The 22,039-nt window shown below is 65.2% G+C and carries 25 protein-coding genes and 1 pseudogene; 12 read left to right on the top strand and 14 right to left on the bottom strand.

Annotated elements, in window-relative coordinates; genetic code table 11:
- Positions 1-85 precede the first annotated feature (85 nt).
- Positions 86-1,108, top strand: a complete 1,023-nt coding sequence (locus tag BN1121_RS06010; RefSeq protein WP_043158036.1) for a GGDEF domain-containing protein — start codon at positions 86-88, stop codon at positions 1,106-1,108.
- Between the two features lie 62 nt (positions 1,109-1,170).
- Here BN1121_RS06010 and luxS read toward each other — a convergent pair whose 3' ends face one another.
- The 7 genes from luxS to BN1121_RS05975 form a co-directional block, all read right to left on the bottom strand.
- The gene (gene luxS / locus BN1121_RS06005) at positions 1,171-1,680 is read right to left on the bottom strand and encodes an S-ribosylhomocysteine lyase (RefSeq protein ID WP_005358852.1); all 510 of its coding nucleotides are present in this window, start codon (positions 1,678-1,680) and stop codon (positions 1,171-1,173) included.
- A gap of 21 nt (positions 1,681-1,701) precedes the next feature.
- Positions 1,702-2,298 (bottom strand): transglycosylase SLT domain-containing protein, encoded by a 597-nt coding sequence (locus BN1121_RS06000; RefSeq protein ID WP_005358850.1) that lies wholly within the window; start codon positions 2,296-2,298, stop codon positions 1,702-1,704.
- A complete protein-coding gene (gene glnB / locus BN1121_RS05995) occupies positions 2,298-2,636 on the bottom strand; it encodes a nitrogen regulatory protein P-II (RefSeq protein ID WP_005358847.1) in 339 nt (112 codons plus the stop codon). The genes BN1121_RS06000 and glnB overlap by 1 nt, the downstream gene beginning before the upstream one ends.
- A 9-nt stretch (positions 2,637-2,645) precedes the next feature.
- The gene (locus BN1121_RS05990) at positions 2,646-4,268 is read right to left on the bottom strand and encodes an NAD+ synthase (RefSeq protein ID WP_005358834.1); all 1,623 of its coding nucleotides are present in this window, start codon (positions 4,266-4,268) and stop codon (positions 2,646-2,648) included.
- Positions 4,269-4,346: 78 nt separating this feature from the next.
- A complete protein-coding gene (locus BN1121_RS05985) occupies positions 4,347-5,696 on the bottom strand; it encodes an ATP-binding protein (protein ID WP_005358833.1) in 1,350 nt (449 codons plus the stop codon).
- Positions 5,693-6,349, bottom strand: coding sequence for an AHA_4052 family stress response regulator transcription factor (locus BN1121_RS05980; protein ID WP_005358831.1), 657 nt, complete (start codon positions 6,347-6,349; stop codon positions 5,693-5,695). Before BN1121_RS05980 ends, BN1121_RS05985 begins: the two co-directional genes overlap by 4 nt.
- A gap of 17 nt (positions 6,350-6,366) precedes the next feature.
- Entirely contained in the window at positions 6,367-6,705 is a 339-nt protein-coding gene (locus BN1121_RS05975) for a PepSY domain-containing protein (protein WP_005358828.1), read from the bottom strand.
- Between the two features lie 63 nt (positions 6,706-6,768).
- Here BN1121_RS05975 and BN1121_RS19245 point away from each other — a divergent pair, with 63 nt between their 5' ends.
- Positions 6,769-7,074 carry a PepSY domain-containing protein gene (locus tag BN1121_RS19245; protein ID WP_081606473.1) on the top strand — a complete coding sequence of 102 codons (306 nt, stop codon included), beginning with the start codon at positions 6,769-6,771 and terminating at the stop codon, positions 7,072-7,074.
- On the opposite strand, the gene msrQ is transcribed toward BN1121_RS19245, so the two are convergent.
- Positions 6,962-7,606: a protein-methionine-sulfoxide reductase heme-binding subunit MsrQ gene (msrQ, locus tag BN1121_RS05965; RefSeq protein ID WP_005358824.1), complete on the bottom strand. Its 645-nt coding sequence runs from the start codon at positions 7,604-7,606 to the stop codon at positions 6,962-6,964. The two genes, BN1121_RS19245 and msrQ, sit on opposite strands and share 113 nt — an antisense overlap.
- Positions 7,597-8,574, bottom strand: a complete 978-nt coding sequence (gene msrP / locus BN1121_RS05960) for a protein-methionine-sulfoxide reductase catalytic subunit MsrP (protein WP_005358822.1) — start codon at positions 8,572-8,574, stop codon at positions 7,597-7,599. The genes msrQ and msrP overlap by 10 nt, the downstream gene beginning before the upstream one ends.
- A 356-nt stretch (positions 8,575-8,930) precedes the next feature.
- Here msrP and BN1121_RS05955 point away from each other — a divergent pair, with 356 nt between their 5' ends.
- Positions 8,931-9,404, top strand: a complete 474-nt coding sequence (locus BN1121_RS05955; protein ID WP_005358819.1) for a DUF1097 domain-containing protein — start codon at positions 8,931-8,933, stop codon at positions 9,402-9,404.
- A gap of 44 nt (positions 9,405-9,448) precedes the next feature.
- Here the strand turns inward: BN1121_RS05955 and BN1121_RS05950 are convergent, their stop codons facing one another.
- From BN1121_RS05950 to BN1121_RS05940, 3 genes are read right to left on the bottom strand one after another with little or no spacing between them, the layout of a single operon-like run.
- Entirely contained in the window at positions 9,449-10,729 is a 1,281-nt protein-coding gene (locus BN1121_RS05950) for a sigma 54-interacting transcriptional regulator (protein ID WP_005358815.1), read from the bottom strand.
- Positions 10,730-10,734: 5 nt separating this feature from the next.
- Entirely contained in the window at positions 10,735-11,235 is a 501-nt protein-coding gene (locus BN1121_RS05945) for a hypothetical protein (RefSeq protein WP_043597487.1), read from the bottom strand.
- Between the two features lie 7 nt (positions 11,236-11,242).
- Positions 11,243-12,658, bottom strand: a complete 1,416-nt coding sequence (locus tag BN1121_RS05940; RefSeq protein WP_005358810.1) for a sensor histidine kinase — start codon at positions 12,656-12,658, stop codon at positions 11,243-11,245.
- A gap of 169 nt (positions 12,659-12,827) precedes the next feature.
- Here BN1121_RS05940 and BN1121_RS05935 point away from each other — a divergent pair, with 169 nt between their 5' ends.
- A complete protein-coding gene (locus tag BN1121_RS05935) occupies positions 12,828-13,802 on the top strand; it encodes a hypothetical protein (protein WP_005358807.1) in 975 nt (324 codons plus the stop codon).
- 85 nt (positions 13,803-13,887) lie between these two features.
- The gene (locus BN1121_RS05930) at positions 13,888-14,352 is read left to right on the top strand and encodes a 2-amino-4-hydroxy-6-hydroxymethyldihydropteridine diphosphokinase (protein ID WP_005358804.1); all 465 of its coding nucleotides are present in this window, start codon (positions 13,888-13,890) and stop codon (positions 14,350-14,352) included.
- Here BN1121_RS05930 and BN1121_RS05925 read toward each other — a convergent pair.
- On the bottom strand, positions 14,349-15,050 hold the full coding sequence (locus BN1121_RS05925) for an SDR family NAD(P)-dependent oxidoreductase (protein WP_005358801.1): 702 nt from the start codon (positions 15,048-15,050) through the stop codon (positions 14,349-14,351). The two genes, BN1121_RS05930 and BN1121_RS05925, sit on opposite strands and share 4 nt — an antisense overlap.
- Before the next feature lie 202 nt (positions 15,051-15,252).
- Here BN1121_RS05925 and BN1121_RS05920 point away from each other — a divergent pair, with 202 nt between their 5' ends.
- A complete protein-coding gene (locus BN1121_RS05920) occupies positions 15,253-15,453 on the top strand; it encodes a hypothetical protein (RefSeq protein ID WP_005358796.1) in 201 nt (66 codons plus the stop codon).
- 102 nt (positions 15,454-15,555) lie between these two features.
- A complete protein-coding gene (gene cydH, locus BN1121_RS20330) occupies positions 15,556-15,642 on the top strand; it encodes a cytochrome bd-I oxidase subunit CydH (protein ID WP_152424726.1) in 87 nt (28 codons plus the stop codon).
- A 31-nt stretch (positions 15,643-15,673) separates the two neighbouring features.
- On the opposite strand, the gene BN1121_RS05915 is transcribed toward cydH, so the two are convergent.
- Positions 15,674-15,961, bottom strand: a complete 288-nt coding sequence (locus tag BN1121_RS05915) for a hypothetical protein (RefSeq protein WP_005358794.1) — start codon at positions 15,959-15,961, stop codon at positions 15,674-15,676.
- A gap of 161 nt (positions 15,962-16,122) precedes the next feature.
- Here BN1121_RS05915 and BN1121_RS20360 point away from each other — a divergent pair.
- The 5 genes and pseudogenes from BN1121_RS20360 (at position 16,123) to BN1121_RS05890 (ending at position 21,980) form a co-directional block, all read left to right on the top strand.
- Positions 16,123-18,236 (top strand): annotated as a pseudogene (locus BN1121_RS20360) (AsmA family protein).
- A 127-nt stretch (positions 18,237-18,363) separates the two neighbouring features.
- Positions 18,364-19,005, top strand: a complete 642-nt coding sequence (locus tag BN1121_RS05905) for a TetR/AcrR family transcriptional regulator (RefSeq protein ID WP_197065744.1) — start codon at positions 18,364-18,366, stop codon at positions 19,003-19,005.
- Positions 19,002-19,946, top strand: a complete 945-nt coding sequence (locus BN1121_RS05900) for an HlyD family secretion protein (RefSeq protein ID WP_005358785.1) — start codon at positions 19,002-19,004, stop codon at positions 19,944-19,946. Before BN1121_RS05905 ends, BN1121_RS05900 begins: the two co-directional genes overlap by 4 nt.
- Positions 19,943-20,872: an ABC transporter ATP-binding protein gene (locus BN1121_RS05895; RefSeq protein ID WP_005358782.1), complete on the top strand. Its 930-nt coding sequence runs from the start codon at positions 19,943-19,945 to the stop codon at positions 20,870-20,872. The genes BN1121_RS05900 and BN1121_RS05895 overlap by 4 nt, the downstream gene beginning before the upstream one ends.
- Positions 20,862-21,980 (top strand): ABC transporter permease, encoded by a 1,119-nt coding sequence (locus BN1121_RS05890; protein ID WP_005358779.1) that lies wholly within the window; start codon positions 20,862-20,864, stop codon positions 21,978-21,980. The genes BN1121_RS05895 and BN1121_RS05890 overlap by 11 nt, the downstream gene beginning before the upstream one ends.
- Positions 21,981-22,039 lie beyond the last annotated feature (59 nt).

Raw genomic sequence — 22,039 nt, 5'->3', positions numbered from 1 at the left:
GTGAGGGGCGCAATGGCACCCTGCCGTTTCTGTTATGCCTCTGTCATACTAGAGAGCACTTTCTAGCAGTTAAGACATGGTCTCCATGAGCAAGGATCTCTTTACCCAGTCGGCGGGTTATCTTAAACAGGCCATCCCCCTGATGACCAAGTATCAGATCCCCACCACCCCGGCCAATTACGCCGTCTGGTACAACTATGTGGCCGCCACCTATCCCGACCTGACCAAGGCGCTCGACGAGGCCCTCAAGCAGCAGGGCACCTGCTCCCAGGTCACCTGTGAGCGCCTCTATCACCAGCATCTGGCCAGCGCCCAGGAGAGAGAGCTGGAGACGGTCAGGTTCAATCTCGCCACCATGACCACCCAGATAGCCCAGACCATGCAGGATGCCCTGACCGATACCGGCTGTTTCCAGGAGATGCTGGACAAGAGCTTTGGCAAGCTCGGCCAGATCGATGAAGAGGGGCTGAGCCTGGAAGAGACCATGGGGGTGCTGCGTGAACTGGTGCGCGAGTCACGTGAGATTCGCATGGCGACTTTGCACTTTCGCGGCCAGATCACCAATGCCGAGAAGGAGATCAAGGAGCTGCGCCAGGCCCTCGACGAGACCCGCAAGCAGGCCAACGAGGATCCCCTGACCGGCCTCTCCAATCGCCGTGCCTTCAACCATGAGCTCGAGGCCCAGTGCCGCAGCGGCAAGGGCTTCTCTCTGATCCTGGCCGACATCGATCGCTTCAAGGGCTTCAACGACGAGTACGGTCATCTGCTGGGGGATCAGGTACTGCGTGCCTTCGCGCGGCGCCTCAAGGATGGCTGCAAGGAGGGGGCCCAGGTGTTTCGCTTCGGCGGCGAGGAGTTTGCCCTGCTGGTGCCGGGCAAGGGGCTCCAGCTTGCGCGTCAGCTCGCCGAGAGCCTGCGCCGGGCTACCGAGAAGCTCTCTGTGCTCGATCGCAAGAGCGGGCGCCGGGTCGACAACATCACCGCCTCGTTCGGTGTGGCCGAATTCGACGGCAGCGAGCACGGCGACGATCTGGTGGAGCGGGCCGACCAACTGCTCTACAAGGCCAAGGAGCTCGGCCGCAACCGGGTGATGCCGCTCGCCATCTAGGTGCCAAACCGGCATCCCAGAAACCACAAGGGCCGGTCAGTGACCGGCCCTTGGCGTATTCGTTACAGGGACTGCAACTTCTCGTCCGGCAGCAGCAGCGCCTCGTTGTGATTCACCCCGATGCCGCGACCCAGCACGTGGCGGGCGATGGCCTGGGCCTCTTCCAGGGAGTGCATGGAGTAGGTCCCGCACTGGTACTCGTTGAGCTCGGGGATCTGCTTCTGATCCGCCACCTTGAGCACATCTTCCATGGCGGCCTGCCAGGCGCCGGCCACGCTCTGCTCGCTCGGCGTGCCAATGAGACTCATGTAGAAGCCGGTGCGGCAGCCCATGGGCGAGATGTCGATGATCTCGACCCCTTCCCCATTGAGATGATCGCGCATGAAGCCGGCAAACAGGTGCTCCAGGGTGTGAATGCCGCGCTCGGAGAGGATCTCCTGATTGGGCAGGCAGAAACGCAGGTCGAACACTGTGATGGTGTCCTTGTGCGGGGTCAGCATGGTCTTGGCAACCCGCACCGCAGGAGCCTCCATGCGGGTGTGATCAACTTTGAAACTGTCCAGTAATGGCATCTGTGACTCCTGATTGGTTAACTAGAACCAGCCCGCCGAGGGGAGCTGACTCTTGCATTGTCGATATTGGGCGCCGTAGCGCTGGGCGCGCGCCTCTACCTTGCGCGAGGTGCGCATCAGCCACCCCTTGCTGCGATAGGATCCGCGCCGATAGCCACCCCACCCTTCGTGATAGTTGAGATACTGGCCGTAGGCATCCCATTTTGAGGTGCCGTTGATGCGCTGGGCCTTGGTGGTGTACCAGCCCATGAAGTCGATGGCGTCGGCAAAGTCGTCGCGATCGCTCCAGCCGTTGCCGGTCTCCCTCTGGTAGTCGGCCCAGGTCTCGTCTTTCACCTGAGCATAACCGTAGGCCGAACTGGCCCGGCCTGTGGGGATGAACAGGAAATATTGCATGGGCGGCTTGGCATCATGCACGAAGGAGGACTCCTGATACATCATGGCCATCACCACCTGTACCGGCGTGCCCCACTTCTCGTTCATCTTCAGCGCCGCCTCGTGCCATTCGGGCTTCTCCCGAAAGATCTGGCACAGGTTCTCCGGCTGGGCCGGTGGCGTGGAACTGCAGGCGGTGAGGCCGAGCAGCAGGCCCACCGCCGTGAGAAGACGCAGCCTCATCAGATGGCGTCTTCGTTCTCTTCACCGGTACGGATGCGGATCACCCGCTCCACGTCACAGACGAAGATCTTGCCGTCCCCGATCTTGCCGGTGCGCGCCGTGTTCTGGATGGCCTCGATGCAGGCGTCGAGATCCTCGTCCTGCACCACCAGCTCGACCTTCACCTTGGGCAGAAAGTCGACCATGTACTCGGCACCACGGTAGAGCTCGGTGTGGCCCTTCTGGCGACCAAATCCCTTCACCTCGGAGACGGTCATGCCGTTGATGCCGATCTCGGCGAGCGCCTCGCGCACGTCGTCGAGCTTGAAGGGTTTGATGATGGCTTCGATCTTCTTCATGACTTCTCCTTACCAGTTCTGTCTGCCAAACCCGGAGGTGATGGGGTAGCGGCGATCCTTACCAAAGTTACGCGCCGAGATGCGCGGCCCTACGGCCGCCTGACGGCGCTTGTATTCGTTGAGATCCACGAGGCGAATGACCTTGCGCACCACCGCCTCCTCGAACCCTTCGGCCACCATGTCGGCCACCGAGGCATCCTGCTCCACGTAGCGCTGCAGGATGGCATCGAGAATGTCGTAGGGGGGCAGGCTGTCCTGATCCACCTGATCCGGCGCCAATTCTGCCGAAGGAGGACGGTCGATGACTCGCTGCGGGATCACATACTCGAGGGAATTACGGTATTCACACAGCTGGAAGACGAGCGTCTTGGGCACGTCCTTGAGCACGTCGAAGCCGCCGGCCATGTCACCGTACAGGGTGGCGTAGCCGACCGCCATCTCGCTCTTGTTGCCCGTGGTGAGCACGATGCGGCGGCGCTTGTTGGAGAGCGCCATCAAGAGCACACCGCGGCAGCGCGCCTGCAGGTTCTCCTCGGTGGTGTCGCGCGCCGTGCCTTCAAACATGGGCGTGAGTTGGCCCATGAAGGCCTCATACATGGGCTCGATGGAGACGATATCGAACTCGACCCCCATCCGTTCGGCCTGCTCGCGGGCATCCTCGACGCTCATCTGGGCGGTGTAACGGAACGGCATCATCACCGCCTGTACCCGCTCCTTGCCGAGGGCGTCAGCTGCAATGGCCAGGGTCAGGGCCGAGTCGATGCCACCGGAGAGGCCGAGTACGGCCCCCTGGAAGCCGTTCTTGTTGACGTAGTCGCGCACCGCCAGCACCAGGGCCTGATAGACCTCGCCCAGGGGCGGCAGGGCGTAGTCAACCTCGCCGCTCGGCACCGGCTGGCCATCGTGGAAGCGCACCAGCGCCTCCTCCTCGGCGAAGGCGGCCAGCCGCTGGGTCAACTCGCCGGCCCCGTTAAAGACCTTGGAGCAGCCGTCGAACACCAGCTCGTCCTGGCCACACACCTGGTTGAGATAGACCAGCGGCAGGCCGGTGGCGGCGCAGCGCTCGCTGAACAGCTCCCGGCGCAGCCAGGGCTTGTGCATGTCATAGGGGGAGGCATTGATGGTCACCAGGATCTCGGCGCCGGCCTCCTTGGTCGCCAGGGCCGGGCCCGGCTTCCAGATGTCCTCACAGATGAGCAGCCCCAGCAGGTGGCCACGGAACGGCACCACGCAGGTCTCTTCCCCCGAGCTGAAGTAGCGCTTCTCGTCGAACACCCCGTAGTTGGGCAGCTCACGCTTGTAGTAGCGGGCCAACAGCTTGCCGTTCTCATAGAGGGAGGCGGTGTTGTAGAGCCGCTCTCCGTCGCGCCAGGGGTGGCCGACCAGGATCCCGGCCTTGCCACCCCAGCCCGCCAACCGGGCCAGGGCCGCCTTGACGCGACTCATCAGATCCGGGCGCAGCAACAGATCCTCGGGCGGGTAGCCGGTCAGGGCCAGCTCGGAGCAGACCAGCAGGTCGGCCCCCTGCTCGTCGGCCCGCTGGGCCGCGGCCAGGATCTTGTCACAGTTTTCTTCGATGGAGCCTACCGTCAGATTCAACTGGGCAAGCTGGAGAGAGAGGGCTCTGGCCATGATGGTGCGTCTTTAAACCGAAATGATGAGGAATGATAAAGAAAAGGGGCGCCCTGTGCCAGCCAGGGCGCCCCGGGATCAGCGCTCGATCCGCGCGACCTTGGGCAGGGAGAGGCAGGCGGCCAGCCCGCCCAGCTCGGCACGCCCCATGATGAGGCTGCCCCGATAAGCCTCGGCCAGATCCGAGACTATGTTGAGCCCGAGCCCGGAGCCGGGCACCTTCTCATCGAGACGCACCCCCCGCTCGATGGCCCGGGCCATCTGCTCTTCCGTCATGCCGGGGCCGTCATCCTCGATGCGCAGGGTGATCCAGCCCCCCAGCTCGGCGGTGGAGACCCGGATCTGCCCGGCCGACCACTTGTAGGCGTTCTCCAGGAGGTTGCCGACCATCTCGTCGAAGTCCTGCTCCTCCACCCCCACCGCCAGCGTGGCCGGCACGTCGATGGCCAGCTCACGACCCGGATAGAGGCGGGAGAAGGCGCGGCAGATGTATTCGATGCGGGCGCGCAAGGGGGTCGAGACGCCGAGCACCCTGGCGGCCCCCGTCACCCGCGCCTTGCCGAGGTGGTAGTCGATGTGGCGCTGGATCTGATCGAGCTGCTCGTTGATGGCCGGCTGCTCGGCCGCGGGAAGCTGCGGCACCTGGTTGCGCAGGATAGAGAGCGGCGTCTTGAGGGCGTGGGCCAGGTTGCCGGTGTGGGCCCGGGCCCGGGAGAGCAGCTCGCCGTAGTGATGCAACAGGCGGTTGATGTCCTCGACCAGGGGCTGGATCTCGAGGGGATAGCGCTGCTCAAACTTCTCCTGATGCCCCTTGTGGATGCGGGCCAGCTCGCGCCGCAGCAGGTGCAGGGGGCGCAGGCCGTAGAGCACCTGAAACAAAAAGCCCAGGATAAGCCCGGCGGCCGCAAAGCCCAGGCCGAAGAAGAGGCTGAGACGGGTCTTCTTCAGGGTCTGGGTCAACACGCTGCTGTCCTTGGCCATCACCAGACGCAAGGGGAGATCCGAGCCGGGCAGCAGGACGTTGCGGGTCATCAGCAGCAGAGGCTCTCCCCCCGGCCCCTTGCCGAGAAACAGCCCCTTGTCGCCGAAGGCGGGTTTCAGTCGATCGCTCACCAGCTGGCTGTCCCACAGGGAGCGGGACTTGGCCACCACCAGGCCACGGGCCTCTAGCTGCCAATAGAAACCCGAGTAGGGCTGGCGAAAGCGGGGATCGGCGAGGGGCTCGGTCAGCATGGGCAGACCGTCTTCGCCCAGCTCGAGACGGGAGAGCAGATCGAACAGTTGCAGGCGAAGGCCATCGGCCTCCGCCTCTTGCCAGTAGTTGGTGAGCATCCGCTGCAGGCTGAATCCGGTGGCGAACAGGAACAGGCCGCACCAGATGAGGGCGATCACCAGCAGGCGACCGCGCAGGGTGCGCACCACCCTCATTCGTCGATCCGGTAGCCGAGGCCTCGCACCGTCTCGATAAGATCGGGATGGGTCTTCTTGCGGATCCGCCCGATGAAGACCTCGACCGTGTTGGAGTCGCGGTCAAAATCCTGGGCATAGATGTGGTCGATGAGCTCGCTGCGCGATACCACCCGCCCCTTGTGCTGCATCAGGTAGGCCAGCACCCGGAACTCGTGGGCGGTGAGCTTGATTGGAGTCCCCTCGTACCACACCTGAGAGGCCGCCATGTCGAGGCGCACCCCGCGGATCTCCAGCACAGAGCTGGCGTTGCCGGCGGCGCGGCGCACCAGGGCGTGGACCCGGGCCACCAGCTCGGCCATCTGGAACGGCTTGGTGAGGTAGTCATCGGCCCCGGCGTTGAGCCCCTCTATCTTCTCGTGCAGTTGGCCGCGGGCGGTGAGCACCAGCACAGGGCAGGCCATCTCCTGGGCGCGCCACTCCTTGAGCACGCTCAGCCCGTCGCGCCCGGGCAGGCCAAGATCCAGCACGATGGCATCGTAGGGCTCGGTCGCCCCGAGGAAGGCGGCCTCGTTCCCGTCGTGGCAGAGATCGGCCACGAAACCGGCCTGGTTCAGCTGTTCGGCAAGCTGGGCGGCGAGGGCCTTTTCGTCTTCAACAATCAGAATTCGCATCTGTGTTTACCTGATGATTAGGGGGCATCGCCTGGAGCGGCGGGAGGAAAGAAGAGATGTTCCAGATGATGTCCCTTGAGATAGACCATGCGCAAGCTGTCGGCCCGGTAACCCACCTTGACCACATTCTGGGTGCGGTCGAGCAGCTTGAGCTCATAAATCCAGCGTCCCGGCGCCTCCTCCTTCAGATCGACCCGAAGGAGCTCACCGGGCAGGGTGCGCGCCTGTTTCATCACCTCGCTGAAGGGGCGGATCTTGCCCTCGGTCAGGGCCCGCTGCAGCATCTGGTCACTCGGCGCCAGAGCCGCGGCCCAGCAGGGCAGCGTCAAGGCCAGCAGGGGGAGAACCCTGTTCATGGGTGATTAATCTCCTGGTTCATAACATAATGGCGTTTATATTTTGCCAGCCATGAATCCGTCATGAATATGATCCCCCGCACTCTTCTGTTGTTTCTCGGCCTGGCCCCCTTGCTGGTCAAGGCCAATGATCAGGTGCTGGAGATAGAGGCGGTGATCCGGCTCCTGCTCAAGCAGGGTTATCACGATATCCGCGAGATTGTTCTGGAAGAGGGACACTACCACATAGAGGCGCTCGATGCCCGCGAGCGCAAGGTCACCGTCTATCTGGACTCGGACAGCGGGCAACTGCTGGAGACCCACGCCATCCCCGCAGCAGCTTCTGCCGGCGCAGCCCCAGCAACCCCAGCGCCAGCAGCAGGTAAATAAGCGGCTCGACCCAACCACTCTTGACCGACCACCAGTAGTGCACCGGCGCCAGCAGCAGCGCCAGATAGACCCAGTTGTGCAGCCGTTGCCAGCGCGGCCCCAGGGCGCGCACCAGCCTGGGCAGCGAGGTGATCCCGAGCGTCAGCAGTATGCCCCAGACCGTCATCCCCACGACGATGTAGCTGCGCTTGACCAGCTCGCCGCCGATGAGGGCCCAGTCGAGTTGCAGATCGAGCAGCAGCCAGCTGGCCAGATGCAAAGAGGCGTAGGCCAACGCCCAGAGCCCCAGAGGGCGGCGCAGCCGCATCAGGCCCCCCGCCTTGAGCCCCTTGGCCAGAGGGGAGACGCAGAGGCAGAGCAGCAAGAGGTTGAGCGCACCCTTGCCGAGCCAGTGAATGATCCCGGGCACGGGATCGCCGCCGAGCCAGCCGCTCGGGATAGCCCACCCCAGCCAGATCAGGGCTGAAGTCGCCCCCAGATGGACCATGAGTTGCAGGCCACGAGCCTGCCGTGCGCTGATTTTCAATACCATTGACCGAGATCCATCCCTTGATAGAGGCTCGCCACCTCGTCGGCATAGCCGTTGAACATCAGGGTGGGCTGGCGCTTGGCACCGAAGGCTCCCCCCTCACCGATGAAGCGTTCGCTGGCCTGGCTCCAGCGCGGGTGATCCACCTGCGGGTTGACGTTGGCGTAGAAGCCGTACTCCTGTGGCGCCAGCATGTTCCAGGTGGTGGGGGGCATCTGCTCCAGCAGCCGGATGGTCACTATGCTCTTGATGCTCTTGAAGCCGTACTTCCAGGGGACCACCAGCCGAATGGGGGCGCCATTTTGCGGGGGCAGCGTCTTGCCATAGAGGCCGACCGCCAGCAGCGCCAGGGGGTGCATCGCCTCGTCGATACGCAAGCCCTCCCGATAGGGGAGCTCGATCCCGCTGCGGCGGGCCAGGGGCATCTGCTCGGGGTCGTAGAGGGTCTCGAAGGCCACGTACTTGGCGCGGCTGGTGGGGGCCGCCTCCTTGAGCAGCTCCCCGAGCCCGACCCCGAGCCAGGGGATCACCATGGACCAGGCCTCGACACAGCGAAAGCGATAGATTCGCTCCTCCAGGGGTCGCCGGTTGATGAGCTCCCACACATCCAGGGTCAGGGGTTTTTCCACCTCCCCCTCGATCCGCAAGGTCCAGGGCTCAGTGCGCAGCGAACCCGCATTGCGCGCCGGCTCGGCCTTGTCGGTGCCGAACTCGTAGTAGTTGTTGTAGCTGATCACCTTGCTCTCGGGGGTGAGCACCAGATCGCCGCGCGCCGCCGCCTTGGCCTTGAGGGGACGCCCCGGATTCTGCGGCTCGGAGGGGAGCAAGAGGTCGAGCACACCGGCCTGGGCCGGCAGCGCCAGAGAGGCGGCCCCCAGACCCAGCCCCTTGAGCAGGCGGCGGCGATCCTGATAGACAGATTCCGGGGTGACGGCTTGCTCGGTGAGCGATGGGCGACGTTTGATGAGCATGGGTTCTCTTCCTCGACGGGACCTTGATACAGACTAGACCCGACGAGGAAGAGAAAAATTACACAGATACTATTTCAGGCCAGAACCCGGCTCAGGTGGGCGGAGAGAAACAGCAGCACCAGCACCATGAGAGGGGGCAGGATGAGACCCTTGAGCATGATGCTCACTCCTCTTTGTGACAGGGCCTCTAACTATGAACCAGACCCGCGCCCCGTTCCATGAAACTTTTTCGCGAGCGCAAGCGTATTCCTGATGAGCTCATAGTGACGGGGATCACACCTCCTCACCCACCAAATTGCAGCCTACCCCGACCGGAGTAGGCTGACCTCCTTTTCGCATCGGACGGAGTCAATCTCGTGTCACCGCTTATCGCGATCGCCCTCACGACGGGCCTGCTCTCTGCTATTTGGGGATGGTTGGCCACCCTGCTCGGCCTGCTCTCCTGGGTCGGCTTCCTCGGCTGCACCAGCTACTTCGCCTCGGAAGGGGGCTACAAGGCGCTGCTCAAGACCCTGCTGTGCAACACCAGCGGCATGCTCTGGGCCCTGCTGCTGATCCACGGCGGCGACTGGTGGGGCAACGGCGCCGCCGGCTACCTGATGACCGGCATCGTCGCCACCCTGATGTGTGTACAGGGACGCCAGCAGTGGCTCTCTTATATCCCCGGCACCTTCGCCGGCTGCTGTGCCACCTTCGGCGCCGCCGGTCAGTGGCAACTGGTGCTCCCCTCTCTGGTGATCGGTGCCCTGTTTGGCTGGGCTATGAAGGCCTCTGGCCTCTGGCTGCATCGCCGCACCCAGCCGCGCGAGGCGCTGCCGGACGCCGCCTGAGGGGCAATGAAAGAGGGGTGACCAAGGTCACCCCTCATCGTTTGCTACCCCTTCGGCTTGAAGTGGGCCGCCTCTATGTTGTGGCGACTGAGCAGCTTGTAGAAGTCGGTGCGATTGCGCTCGGCCATGCTGGCGGCCAGGGTCACGTTCCCCTCGGTGATCCGCAGCAGCCGGATCAGATACTCCTTCTCGAACTCTGCCCTGGCGTCATTGAACGAGGGGACGGCCACCTCGGCGCCGGACAGGGCCGACTCCACCATGGCGGCCCCGATCACCGGGCTCGGGCAGAGGGCGGCGAGCCGCTCCACCAGGTTGCAGAGCTGGCGCACGTTACCCGGCCAGGAGGCCTTGGCCAGCAGGGCCAGCGCCTCGGGGGCAAAGCCGACGGCCACCCCCTCCTGACGCAGCCGCACCCGATCAAGCGCCAGCCGCGCCAACAGGGGGATATCCTCGCTGCGCTCCTCGAGCGGGGGGAGCGTGACATTGGCGACGTTGAGGCGGTAGTAGAGATCCTCGCGAAAGGTCCCCTCCTCCATCCCCTTGACCAGATCCCTGTGGGTGGTGCCGATGACCCGCACCCGGTCCGCCGCACCCGGCTCCCCCATCACCCGCAGCAACTTGGCCTGCAACGAGGCGGAGAGATCGCCGATCTCGTCGAGACAGAGGGTGCCGCCCTGGGCCTGCTCGAAGAGGCCGGGCGCCCCTGGGTGACCAAACAGCGCCTCTTCCAGCTCGGCGAACGGGGTGGCGGCGCAGTTGATGGCCAGGAAGGGATGCGCGCGACGCGGGCTCCCCCGATGCAGCGCCTCGGCGAGCCGGCTCTTGCCACAGCCCGAGGGACCGGTGATGAGGACGTTCACCTCCATCGCCGCCACGCTGCGCGCCTGTTGCAGGCTCTGCTGCATGCGCGAGCTGCGGGTCGGGAACTGGCTCTCCAGCTCGTCGACCACCACGGGCGCCGTGATGCTGAGCGCCTGCTCCAGGGTTTGCAGCAGCATCTGCTTGTCGATGGGCTTGGTGAGGAAGCTAAACACGCCGGAGCGGGTCGCCGTGATGGCGTCCGGGATGGTGCCATGGGCCGTCATGATGATGACCGGCATCCCCAGCCACTCCCCCTGGATGCGTTCAAACAGGCTCAGACCGTCCATCCCCTCCATGCGCAGATCGGTGAGCACCAGATCCGGCCTCTGCTGGCGCAGGGCCATGATGGCTTGCTCCCCGCTCTCGGCGGCAATGACCTCATAGCCCTCACCGCGCAGACGCAGGGTGAGCAGCTTGAGCAGGCTCTGATCGTCGTCGACCAGCAGAATGCGTCCCTTTGCCATGGGTCTTACCCCTTTCCCTGTTTACGGGAATTGATCTGTTCGTCGATGGCCGACAGCTTGGCGATCTTCTCCTCCAGGGCCCGGACCCTGGACTTGAGCCGGGCGACCTCGGCCTCCTGCCCCGCCTCCTCGGGACGGCTGCGCGAGAGCAGCAGCCAGGTACGCAGGTAGGCCTGCTCGTCGAGCCCGGTCTCGGGCAGCAGTCGCTCCATGGTGGCCAGCGCCTCATTGCGGCGGGCCAGCGGCTCATCGGGATGGCTGTTGACCATGGCCAGATTGAGCCGGTTGGCCAGAGAGCCCTGCCCTCGCAGGCGCCGGCGCTCCTGCTCCCGCTGCTGGGGATGGCTGCCCAGCAGCCAGTTGCTGTACTGCATCCGCAGCTGCAGCTGATGGAGCGAATCGGCCTGGCGCTGGGCCATCACGGCCGGAGTGGGCTCGGTATTGACGCTGCCCAGCATGGAGCAGCCCCCCATCGCCATGGCACATAAAACGATCGCGTATCTCATGTTCTTGTCACGCATCCAGGGTCAAACGAAAACAAACATCGGCCATCTCATCCTCCACTATGGTGAGCTCTCCCCCCAGGCTGCGGGCCGACTCCAGGGCGATGGAGAGGCCGATCCCCGACCCCTTGAGCAGCCCGTGGCGCCGCGACGAACCCTGCTCGAAGGGCTCGAAGATGCGAGCCCGCTCCTGCTCATCGATAGGAGTCCCCTGATTGGCGACGTCGATCACCACCCGCTCGCCCTCCTGACGGGCACGCAGCCAGATGGTTCCCCCATCGCGCCCGTAACTCACCGCATTGGAGAAGAGATTATCGAGGATGAGGCCGAGGCGATAGGGCTCTCCCCGCACGCAGAGCGAGAGGGGGGGCAGCTCGACCCGCATCCGCTTGCTTTCGAGGGGCAGCCGATAGGTGTCGAGCAAGGAGGCCATGATCGGGGCCAGGGGCAGAGTGCTCAGGGTAAACGACTCCTGCTGGCTCAAGCGGTTAAAGTCGAGCAGCCGCTCGATCAGGCTCTGCAGGCGACGACTATTGTCCGAGAGCAGGCCACAGACCTCTTTCTGATCCCCGGTGAGCGGACCCACCACCCCCTCGCCGAGGAGATCGGCCCCCTCTCTCAGACAGGCCAGGGGGGTCTTGAGTTCGTGGGAGACGTGGCGCAGGAAGCGGTACTTCTGCTGCTCCAGCTCCTGCAACTTGTCGTGCAACCAGGTCAGCCGCTCGCCGAGCAGCACCAGCTCGGCGGGCCCTTCCACCGGGGTACGCTCCGGCTCGATGCCGGCGCCCAGGCTCAGGATACGGCTCTCCAGCTGACGCATGGGGTGGATGATGAGATAGGTAAACAGCAGCGCCGCCAGCAGGGTGAGCACCCCCACCACCCCGGAGACCCACCACAGCTCCCGTTGCAGCCGGGTGATGCGCGCCTTGGCGTCATTGACCATGGTATCGACCCAGGCATTGGTCGCCTCCTCCAGTGCCTCATGGTGGCGATGCAACTCGAGAAAACGCGGGCTGTCGGCATGCTCCCTGGCCTGCTCGAGCCCTTCCAGCTGCTGCAGCCAGGCGAGATCCGCGTCCAGCTCGCGGTACGCCTCGGGGGCCGGCACCCCTGCCTTGTGCTCGTCAAACAGGGCAAGATAGGTCGTCAGCTGTTCCCGATAGCGGCCGAGCAGGCTCTCATCCTCGAGCACCGCGAAGCGGCGCAGGGTACGCTCGAGCTCCTCGCTCAGGGCGGTCAGGCGGATCGCGCGCCGGGTATCCTGCACCATGCGGACCGACCCCTCTTCCACCCGCTGACTGATCCGCGTCAGGGTGTTGTAGTCGTGCCAGATCATCAGGATCAGCGGCAACAGCACCAGCAGATAACCGGTCAACACCAGGGTTAACAGGGAGCGGGGTTGAAACTTGTTACCCACCTTGAACATGTTCGAGCCAGCCTCCGCACAATCGAGGGGTGACAGGATAGCCCCTGCGACCACAAAAGCAACGATCCCCCCGAGGCTGATCAAATAGTCGGCGCTTGGCGCCACTCCCCCTTCTCTCGCCGCCTGACGCCACTATAATCGCCCCCTTTCTCCATCCCGATACCGTCCCATGACTACCGAGCCGTTCATCCGCTATCCCAAGGGCTGGTTCGCCCTGGCCACCGTCTACAGCTTCACCGGTGCCGCCATCGCCGCCTCCATCGTCTTCTCCCTGCTGCTCTTTCTCTCGCTCCACGAGGAGCCGGTGATGCAGATGCTGTTTGGAGGGCTCGCCATCATCTTCGAACTGGGCAAGTTCTATGTCTGGTATGAGTACGGTGAACGCCGTGCCCGCCGCGACGTGAGCGGCTCGGCCTGGGCCCTGATCTTCTACGCCATCCTGGCGGCCATCTCGGTCGGGGGAAGCATAGGCGGCATCAACAGCGCGACCAACACCCTGATGAGTCAGGAGGCGCGCCATCAGCGTGAGCTGGCCCGTTTCGACCAGCAGATCGCCAGCATAGAGCGGCAGATCCGCCTCAACGAAGAGGCCGCCAAGAAGTACATCGACATGCAGCGCATCTCGAGCGGGGTGAGCCGGCTGCAACAGGAGAACAGCCGGTTGCGCCTGCAGCAGGATGCCTTGCGCCAGGAGCGCGACCAGATCCCCACCGACCGCCAGTCGGCCATGATGGGGCTGATCCAGAGCCTGTCGGAGGGGATGGGGCTGGCGGTGGGGCAGGTGCAGTTCCTGCTGGTCTGCTTCCTCTCGATACTGCTCGACGTCTTCGGCGCCTTCTTCGTCGGGCTGATCGGCGAGGAACAACGCTTTCGGCGCACCTTTTCCCGCGGCCAAACCACGCCTCAGAGCGACGGCAGAACACCCCCTGAGCCCGCCTCTCCCCATCTGGCCGCCCTGCGCTCGGCCCTGATGGAGGGCAGCCTGCGCCCGAGCAAGCGTCAGGTCTCCGCTCACCTAGGCCTGCCGATGGAAGAGGTCGATCGCCTGTTTGCCCAGCTACTGGGCGAGGGCGTCCTCGCTCAGGCCCCCAACCGCCACTACTTCCTGCGCGCCGAACCGCTCAGTACCGCCCAGGCGTGTTGAGGTAAAACGAGCAATCGCTCACACGATGCGCTAGCCTCTCCTCGAAGGCCGGGATTCATCCCGGCCACTATGCCAAGGAGGAGGCATGTACTACCTGTGCAGCATTGGCTCCAATATGGAGCCCCATCACCACGTCAGCCTGGCCATCGATGAGCTGGTCACCCAGTTTGGACAGCTTTCGCTGAGCTCGGTGATCCAGACCACGCCGGTGGGGATCACCAGCCGCCACGACTTTCTCAACTGCCTGTTCGTGGTGGAGAGCCCCCTCTCCAACCACGAGCTCAAGGGGCGGTTCGTGGCGATGGAGCAGGCACACGGGCGGGATCGCAGCGATCCCCTCTGCAAGGTCAAAGACCGTCCCCTCGATATCGACATCCTGGCCAGCCACCCCCATGGCGACTTCAGCGCCGCCCGGGTCGACAGCTACCTGGAAGCCTTGCTGGCCGAACTGTGTGGCGAGGCGGTGGATCCCCCGGGCAAGATCTCGCTCTCCACTCTGGGGATGCAAATCGGCATGCGCCCCTGCCAGTTGGCACACCCCCTTCACTAGATCCGGGCCAGAGCGCGCCCCCCGTCCACCCTCAGGCTGGCACCCGTCATGTAGTCGTTGGTGATCAGCATCTCTATGGCCTGCCAGATGGGGGCCAGCCCCCCCTCTTTGGCGAGGGGGGTGCGTGACAGCACCTCCTGCCGCCATGCTTCCCCATGCTCGTCGAGAAACAGGATGGGTCCCGGCTCTATGGTATTGACCCGCACCCCGGGGGCCAGCTCACGGGCGGCACTCATGGCAATGGCGTGGGCCCCCGCCTTGGTCGCCACATAGGCGGCCAGCTCGGGGGGCGGGGAGTGGATATAGATGTCGGTGATGTGGACGATGAGCCCGCGCCCACTCCTGGCCAGGGACTCGCCCAGCAGGCGGTTGAGCAGATGGGGGGCCTGCATGTGCACCCGGAAGAAACGCTCGAACTGGCGCGCCTCTTCGGCCGGATCCGGCGACCCGTTCTCGAAGCCGGAGGCATTGTGAATGAGCAGGTCCAGCCCAGCCGGTGCGACCGCCTGCGCCAACTGCTCAACCTCCTCCAGACGGGTGAAGTCAGCCAGCCACAGCTCGGCCCCCGCCTCTCGCAGCAGCGCCAGCTCGGGCCGCTCGCTGCGATAGCTGCCCACCACCTGCCAGCCGGCCTCGAGCAGTCGCTGGCAAAGATAGAATCCCAATCGTCGACCACAACCGGTCACCAAGGCTCGCATCTCTCTCTCCTGTCAGTGGCATGAGCCCAGCATAGCGCGACAGCTCCACTGAGCTCTCATTTTTCAACAAGACTCCCCGGCTGCTTTGCAATTTGCATAGAACGCGCGGCTCTTCTTCGCCCAGAAGGCGTCACCACGCGCTTTCCGTTTCTGGCAAACCCCTTGCATTAGCCCAGTAGAAAGAACGAGGGGGGAAGAGATCATGAGCCATGAAGAAGATCTGCTGCTGCGTCTGGAACGCTTCGAACGCCGAATCAAACAGGCCGCAGGCCCCCGCCCCGAGCGAGCGCTTCCCAGGGCCAGGGGCAAGCAGATATCCCTGCTGGGGTGGCTGCTACCAGCCATTGTGATGGTCGCCTCGGGGGCGCTGTTTCAGGAGATCCTCTGGCAAATTCATCACTGAAGATGGATCCAAGATCGAGGATTGGCGCCAGCTCACAGAGGCATAGGGGAAAATGCGCTAGATTGACGAGGTCCATATGACTCATTTAAGAAGGAGCCGTCGATGAGTACCGAATTGAAGCTGGCCACCCTGACCACCAGCGGGGCCCTGGTGATGATCATCGCCCTGTGTACCCTGATCTTTGCCTGAGCCCTGAGCCCGCCACTGGCGGGCTCTTTCTTTACTTTTCCAACCGCATCAGGGTCTCTTCGAGGCAGGTCTGCTCCAGCTCGCTGTCCCTGTGCTGAGTCTCGAGCCAGGCCCGGTTGTCTTCATCGGCGAAGCGGGCCTCGATCCGTTCACGCTCGTCGGCAAGCCGCTCCGGGTCGCTCTTCTCGCCCGCCGCCAGGGTATTGGGCAGGGCCTGCTGCTGACAGATCTCCAACAGGCGCGCCATGTCCGCCTCACGATCCGTGGCCGGACTACAACCGACCAGCAGGGCCGACACCACCAACAGGCTGATACGCATCCTCACCTCTCCTTTCACTCTCCAACTGACTCCAGAGCCTAACATGGCACCCCTGCGACCGGCAGCCCCCGTCAGCATCGATCGCAGGGGCAACCGGGTGGCCCAAGCGCCTCCCTCAGCCATGTTATAGTCTGAACGATACCCAGACCATGGAGCCAGTCATGAAGAAGCTGCTCATCCTGCCCCTCAGCCTGCTGCTCGCCCTGCTGGCCGGCGGCGCTCTGCTTGCCACCATAGACACAGAACAGTTCAAACCCCTGTTGATCGACAAGGTTCGTCAGAGCACAGGGCGTGAACTCAGGCTGGAGGGCGCTATTGGTTGGCGCTTCTGGCCCAGCCTCGGACTCACACTGGAGCGGGTCGCCTTGAGCAATCCGACCGGATTTTCCGAGCCGGATCTCATCCGCCTCGAGCACGCCAGCGCCTCGGTCGCCCTGCTCCCCTTGTTATCACGCCGGCTCGAGATAGGCGAAATCAGCCTGCAAGGGGCTCACCTGTTACTGGAGACCCGCAAGGACGGTCGCAACAATCTGGAGGGGATGACCCAGAGCCCCCCCGCAGAAGACCCGGTGCCCCCGACGGATGCAGGCATCAGTCAGACCAAGGCAGGTACCGACGACGGTGCCACCCGCTGGCAGATCCAGCTCGGCGGCATCGCCCTTGAGCAGGCCAGCGCCCTGCTCATCGATCAGCGCAGCGGTCGCCGCCTCGCCATCGATGAGCTCGACCTCACCCTGGGCGGTGCCGATGGCGAGGGGTGGATGCCCCTCACCTGGCGGCTCTTTGCCAAGGAGCAGGAGGGGCAGTATCGCCTCACCGGCCAGAGCGAGCTTCGCCCCGGCCACGCGCTCGCCGACACGGCGCTGCGCCGCCTCTCGGTGGAGGGGAGTCTGAATCGCGGCCCGCTCAAGATTGAGGCATTCACCCTCGACGCCGAGAGTCTCGCTCTGACCACCCCCTCTCCCCTGACCCTGACCCTCAAGGGGGGGACGGGGTTCGCCAGGCTGACCTGCGGCTGACCACCACCCTCTCGGCGGATAGCGGGCTGCAGCGACTGCGCCTCGCCCAGAGCCAACTGACCGCAACGCTGGAGGGCGCCGGGCTCCCCCGCTCCCCTCTGACACTGGATCTCGGCGGCGATCTCGCCCTGGACAGCACGGCGCATCTGCTCACGCTCACCGCCCTCAAGGCACAGAGTGGCGACCTGACGCTGGGGGGAGAGGCCTCACTCACCCTGTTAGCGACCCCGCTGCTGCGCTTCAACCTGGAAGGGGGAGCCGTCAATCTCGATGAGTGGCTCACCCATGCCCCACCGGCGGCCCAGGAGAGCACGGCAGGCAAGGCCCCGCTGGGCGCGCAGCCACCCACACTGGCTCAGGATGAGCCGGATCTCTCGGCCCTCAAGGCGCTCAATCTCGACGGGCACCTGAGGCTCGAGGGGCTCAGCCACTCTGGTCTCACCCTGACCCAGCCCGAGATCGCCCTGACGCTGGACAAGGGGCTGCTCACCCTCAAGAGCTTTAAGAGCGGCTTCGATCAGGGGAGCCTGAGTGCCAGCGGCCAGCTCGACGCCCGCCAGGTGCCCGCCGCCTATCGCCTCAATGCCCAGGGGCAGGATCTGCAGATCCGCCCCCTGCTGCAACGACTGGCCCAGAGCGATCTGCTGTCGGGGCGCACCAGCCTGAGCCTGGCGGTGCAGGGGCATGGTCTCTCCCAGGCCGCCTTGCGCCGCGGCATCGCGGGGCAGGCTCACCTCAAGGTGGAGGATGGTGCCCTGCACGGGGTCAACCTGCCCGAGATGATCCGCGAGGCCAAGGCGACCCTCAAGGGCCAACGCGCCGAATATGTGAAGGAGGAGCGCAAGACCGACTTCAGCGCCCTCACCGCCAGCGCCCGGCTCGGGGGCGGCAAAGCACGCAGCAACGACATCCAGCTCTTCGCACCGGCTCTGCGGGTGCACGGCAGCGGTGAGACCGATCTGGTGAGCGAGGGGCTCGATTTCCTCTTCAACACCTCAGTGGTCGGCACCAGCAAGGGACAGGGGGGGCGCGACCTGGACGAGCTCGCGGATGTGACCATACCGGTGCGTATCGCCGGCACCTGGAGTCAGCCCAGCTACGCCCTCGATCTCAAGGCGCTGCTGCAAAACAACAAACTGCTGGAGGAGAAGGCGCGCAAGGAGGCCGAGCGCGGACTCAACAAGTTGATGGGAGACAAGGGCGATCCGGCCATCAAGGACGCCGCCGACAAGCTGCTCAAGGGGCTGTTTAACTGAGCCCTGGGCCGGCCGCCAGGGCCGGCCCTTATTCCCCATTTGCGCCAAAAGCGGGAATAAAAACCGTGTCTTTTACCCCTCCCCTTCATTAGCATCTTCATCAAGCGAGGAGTTAATGGAGAGCCCCATGCAGAGCACACCGGGACGGCCGAAGGGAGAGTCAGACGCACGTGAGCGCCTCATTCAGGCGGCCCTGAACCTGTTTAGCCGTCAGGATTACCGCCAGGTATCGACCCGCGCCCTGGCCCGGGAGGCGGGCGTCGATGCCGCCCTGATCCGCTACTACTTCGGTAGCAAGGGGGGCCTGTTTGAACAGATGGTGCGTGAGACCCTCTCCCCTGTGGTGCAACGCCTGCGCCAGCTCTCCCGAGAGGAAACCCCCTCCGATCTGGCCGGCTTCATGGCCCTCTACTACGACATCATGCTGCCCCACCCCGGCCTGCCACGCCTGGTGGTGCGCGTCCTGCAAGAGACCCCGGGCGGTGAGGCACACAGGGCCATGCTGAGCGTCTTTGACGAGATCATCGAGCACTCTCATCAAGGCTTCGACCGCCTGCTCGGGGCTCGCCTCGAGAGCGGGACGGACCCCGAGCTGGCGCGCCTGAGCCTGGTCAGCCTGATGGTCTTCCCCCTCATCGCTCCCCCCGTGCTGATGGCCCGCTTTGGCCTCTCGCTCACCCCGGAGGGGATGCGCCCCCTCATCGAACACAACACCCGACTGCTGACCGAGGGGCTGTGCGCCCCCGCCGCCACAAGGAGCCACCCATGAGAGCCGTTTCCCTGCTGCTGCTCGCCCTGCTCGCCGGCTGCGACAGCCCCGCGCCGCATATCTATGGCACTGTGGAGCGGGATCGCCTCACCCTGACCGCTCCGGTCGGCGAGCAGATCGCCACCCAGCCGGTGCGGGAGGGGGACAGAGTCAAGGCGGGGCAGGTGCTGCTCACCCTGGACTCGCGCTCGGCCCGGGCCGAGGTCGATCGCCGCCAGGCCGAGCTGGCTCAGGCCGAAGCCAGGCTGGCCGAGCTGCTCAAGGGCGCCCGCAGCGAAGCATTGGGCCGTGCCCGCGCCGCCCTGGATGGCGCCGAGGCGGCCCTTCGCGAAGCCGAGCTGCACTATGGCCGCACCGAGCGGCTGCTCAAGACCCAGGTGCTCACCGTCGCCGACTTCGATGCCGCCCGCGCCGCCCGCGATGGGGCAAGAGCCAGCCGTGAGCAGGCGGCCCAGAGCCTGAACGAGCTCGAAAACGGCACCCGCAGCGAGCAGATCGATCAGGCGCGCGCCGCCGTGGCCGCCGCCGGGGCGGCCCTGACCCAGGCGCGCAAGGCGCTCGCCGATCTCACCCTGAGCGCGGCCCGGGACGCCCGGGTCGAGCTGCTGCCCTGGCGGGTGGGAGACAGGGTGGCCGCCGGCAGCCAGCTCGTCGGTCTGCTGGCCGAGGATGCCCCCTATGTGCGGGTCTATCTGCCAGCCCCCTACCTGACCCGGCTCGCCCCCGGCAGCCGGGTGCAGATCCGGGTGGATGGACGCGCCGATCTCATGTCGGGCCGGGTGCGCACCATCCGCAGCGAACCCGCCTTCACCCCCTACTACGCTCTCAACGAGCGCGATCGCGCTCGCCTGATGTACCTGACCGACATCGACATCGAAGGGGGGGCAGACCTTCCCGCCGGCCTGGCCCTGGAGGTGATACTCGAGGAGCCGACCCCATGAGCGAGCTGGCCATCGAGACCCGGGGCATGAGCCGCAGCTTCGGGGATCTCAAGGCGGTGGACTGTTTGAGCCTCGCCATCCCCCGCGGCGCCATCTATGGCTTTCTCGGCCCCAACGGCTGCGGCAAGTCTACCTCCATCCGCATGTTGACCGGCCTGCTGCGCCCCACCAGCGGCGAGATCCGGGTACTGGGAGAATCCCTGCCCGGCGCCGAGGAGCCCTTGCGCCGACGCATCGGTTACATGACCCAGAAGTTCTCCCTCTACGAGAACCTGACGGTGGCCGAGAATCTGGGCTTCGTGGCCCGCATTCACGGCCTAGGCGGGCGCGAGGCGAAAGCGCGGATCGCCGAGCTGATCGCCCTCTATGAGCTCGGCGGACGAGAGCGCCAGATGGCGGGCTCCATGAGCGGTGGCCAGAAGCAGCGCCTGGCCCTGGCGGCCGCCACCCTGCACAGGCCCGAGCTGCTCTTTCTCGACGAGCCCACCTCGGCGGTCGATCCCGAGAATCGCCGGGAGTTCTGGGAGCGGCTGTTCGATCTCTGCGCCGCCGGCACCACCATACTGGTCTCGACCCACTACATGGACGAGGCGGAGCGCTGCCATGCCCTGGCCATACTGGAGCGCGGCGTCAAGCGGGCCGACGGCGCCCCTCAGGCGCTGATGGCGGCCATGGGGGCCCGGGTCATCGAGGTGGCGGGTGAGGCCCTGCGCCCCCTGCGTCAACGCCTGACCCAGGCCCCCGAGGTGCTGAGCGCCGCCCAGATAGGAAGCCGGCTAAGGGTGCTGGTACGCAGCGATCTCCCCGACCCTCTGGGCTGGCTGGCCGGTCGGGTAGAGGGGCGGCCACTGGCCGAGGTGCGCCCCAGCCTGGAGGATGTGTTTGTCACCTGCACCGGGGAGAGAGGGGGTCACCATGGGGCTTAGGATGCTGGCGATCATCATCAAGGAGTTTCAGCAGCTCGCCCGGGATCGCATGACCTTCGCCATGATCGTCATGATCCCCCTGGTGCAGCTGATGCTGTTTGGTTACGCCATCAACACCGACGTGCGCCAGCTCCCGGCGGGGCTGGTGGATCTCAGCGGATCCTCCCAGGGGCGCGCCCTGGTGCAGGCCATCGAGGCGAGCCAGGTGGTGCGCTTCACCCGCACCTATGCCAGCGCCGCCGAGGCCGAGACGGCCATCACCCGGGGCGAGGTCAAGGGGGTGCTCTACCTGCCACCGGACTTTGCCTCCCGCCTGATGCGCCGGCCCGAGAGCGGGGGGCACGTCACGCCCGCCCCTCTCGGCCAGTGGCTGGTGGATGGGTCGGACACGGTCGTCGCCTCAACCATCCGCACCCTGCGCAAGATGCCCATCGACGAGGTGTTGGGCCGCCCTGTGGCCGAGGCAGAGCCGACACTGGAGGTGGTGCAGTACTTCAACCCGGAGCAGCGCACCGTGGTCAACATAGTGCCCGGCCTGCTCGGGGTGATCCTCACCATGACCATGGTGCTGTTCACCTCGGCCGCCATAGTGCGCGAGCGCGAGCACGGCAACATGGAGTTTCTCATCACCACACCGGTACGCCCCCTGGAGCTGATGCTGGGCAAGATAGTCCCCTACGTGCTGGTGGGCTTTATCCAGGTGGCCATCATTCTCGGGGCCGGCCACCTGCTGTTTGCGGTGCCGGTGCGCGGCGGCCTCGACTCCCTGGCGCTGGCCTCGCTGCTCTTTATCTGCGCCAGCCTGACCCTGGGGCTGGTCATCTCCACCCTGGCACAGACCCAGTTGCAGGCGATGCAGATGACGGTCTTTATCCTGCTCCCCTCCATCCTGCTCTCGGGCTTTATGTTCCCCTACGAGGCAATGCCGGTGGCGGCCCAGTGGATCGCCGAGGCCCTGCCCGCCACCCACTTCATGCGGATGGTGCGGGCCATAGTGCTACGCGGCGCCGAGGTGAGCGAGCTCGGCCGCGACGCCCTGTGGCTGCTCGGCTTTACCGCCCTCGGCCTGCTGACCGCCTCGCGCCGCTTCACCAAACACCTGGACTAGGGGCCGCACGCTTCTGTTACCATGGCGGCCATTCATCACTGGCCGCCCCTAACCGAAGG

The sequence above is a fragment of the Aeromonas diversa CDC 2478-85 genome, from assembly GCF_000819805.1.
Taxonomy (GTDB): Bacteria; Pseudomonadota; Gammaproteobacteria; order Enterobacterales; family Aeromonadaceae; genus Aeromonas; species Aeromonas diversa.
This window is presented reverse-complemented; position numbering and strand designations above follow the sequence as displayed.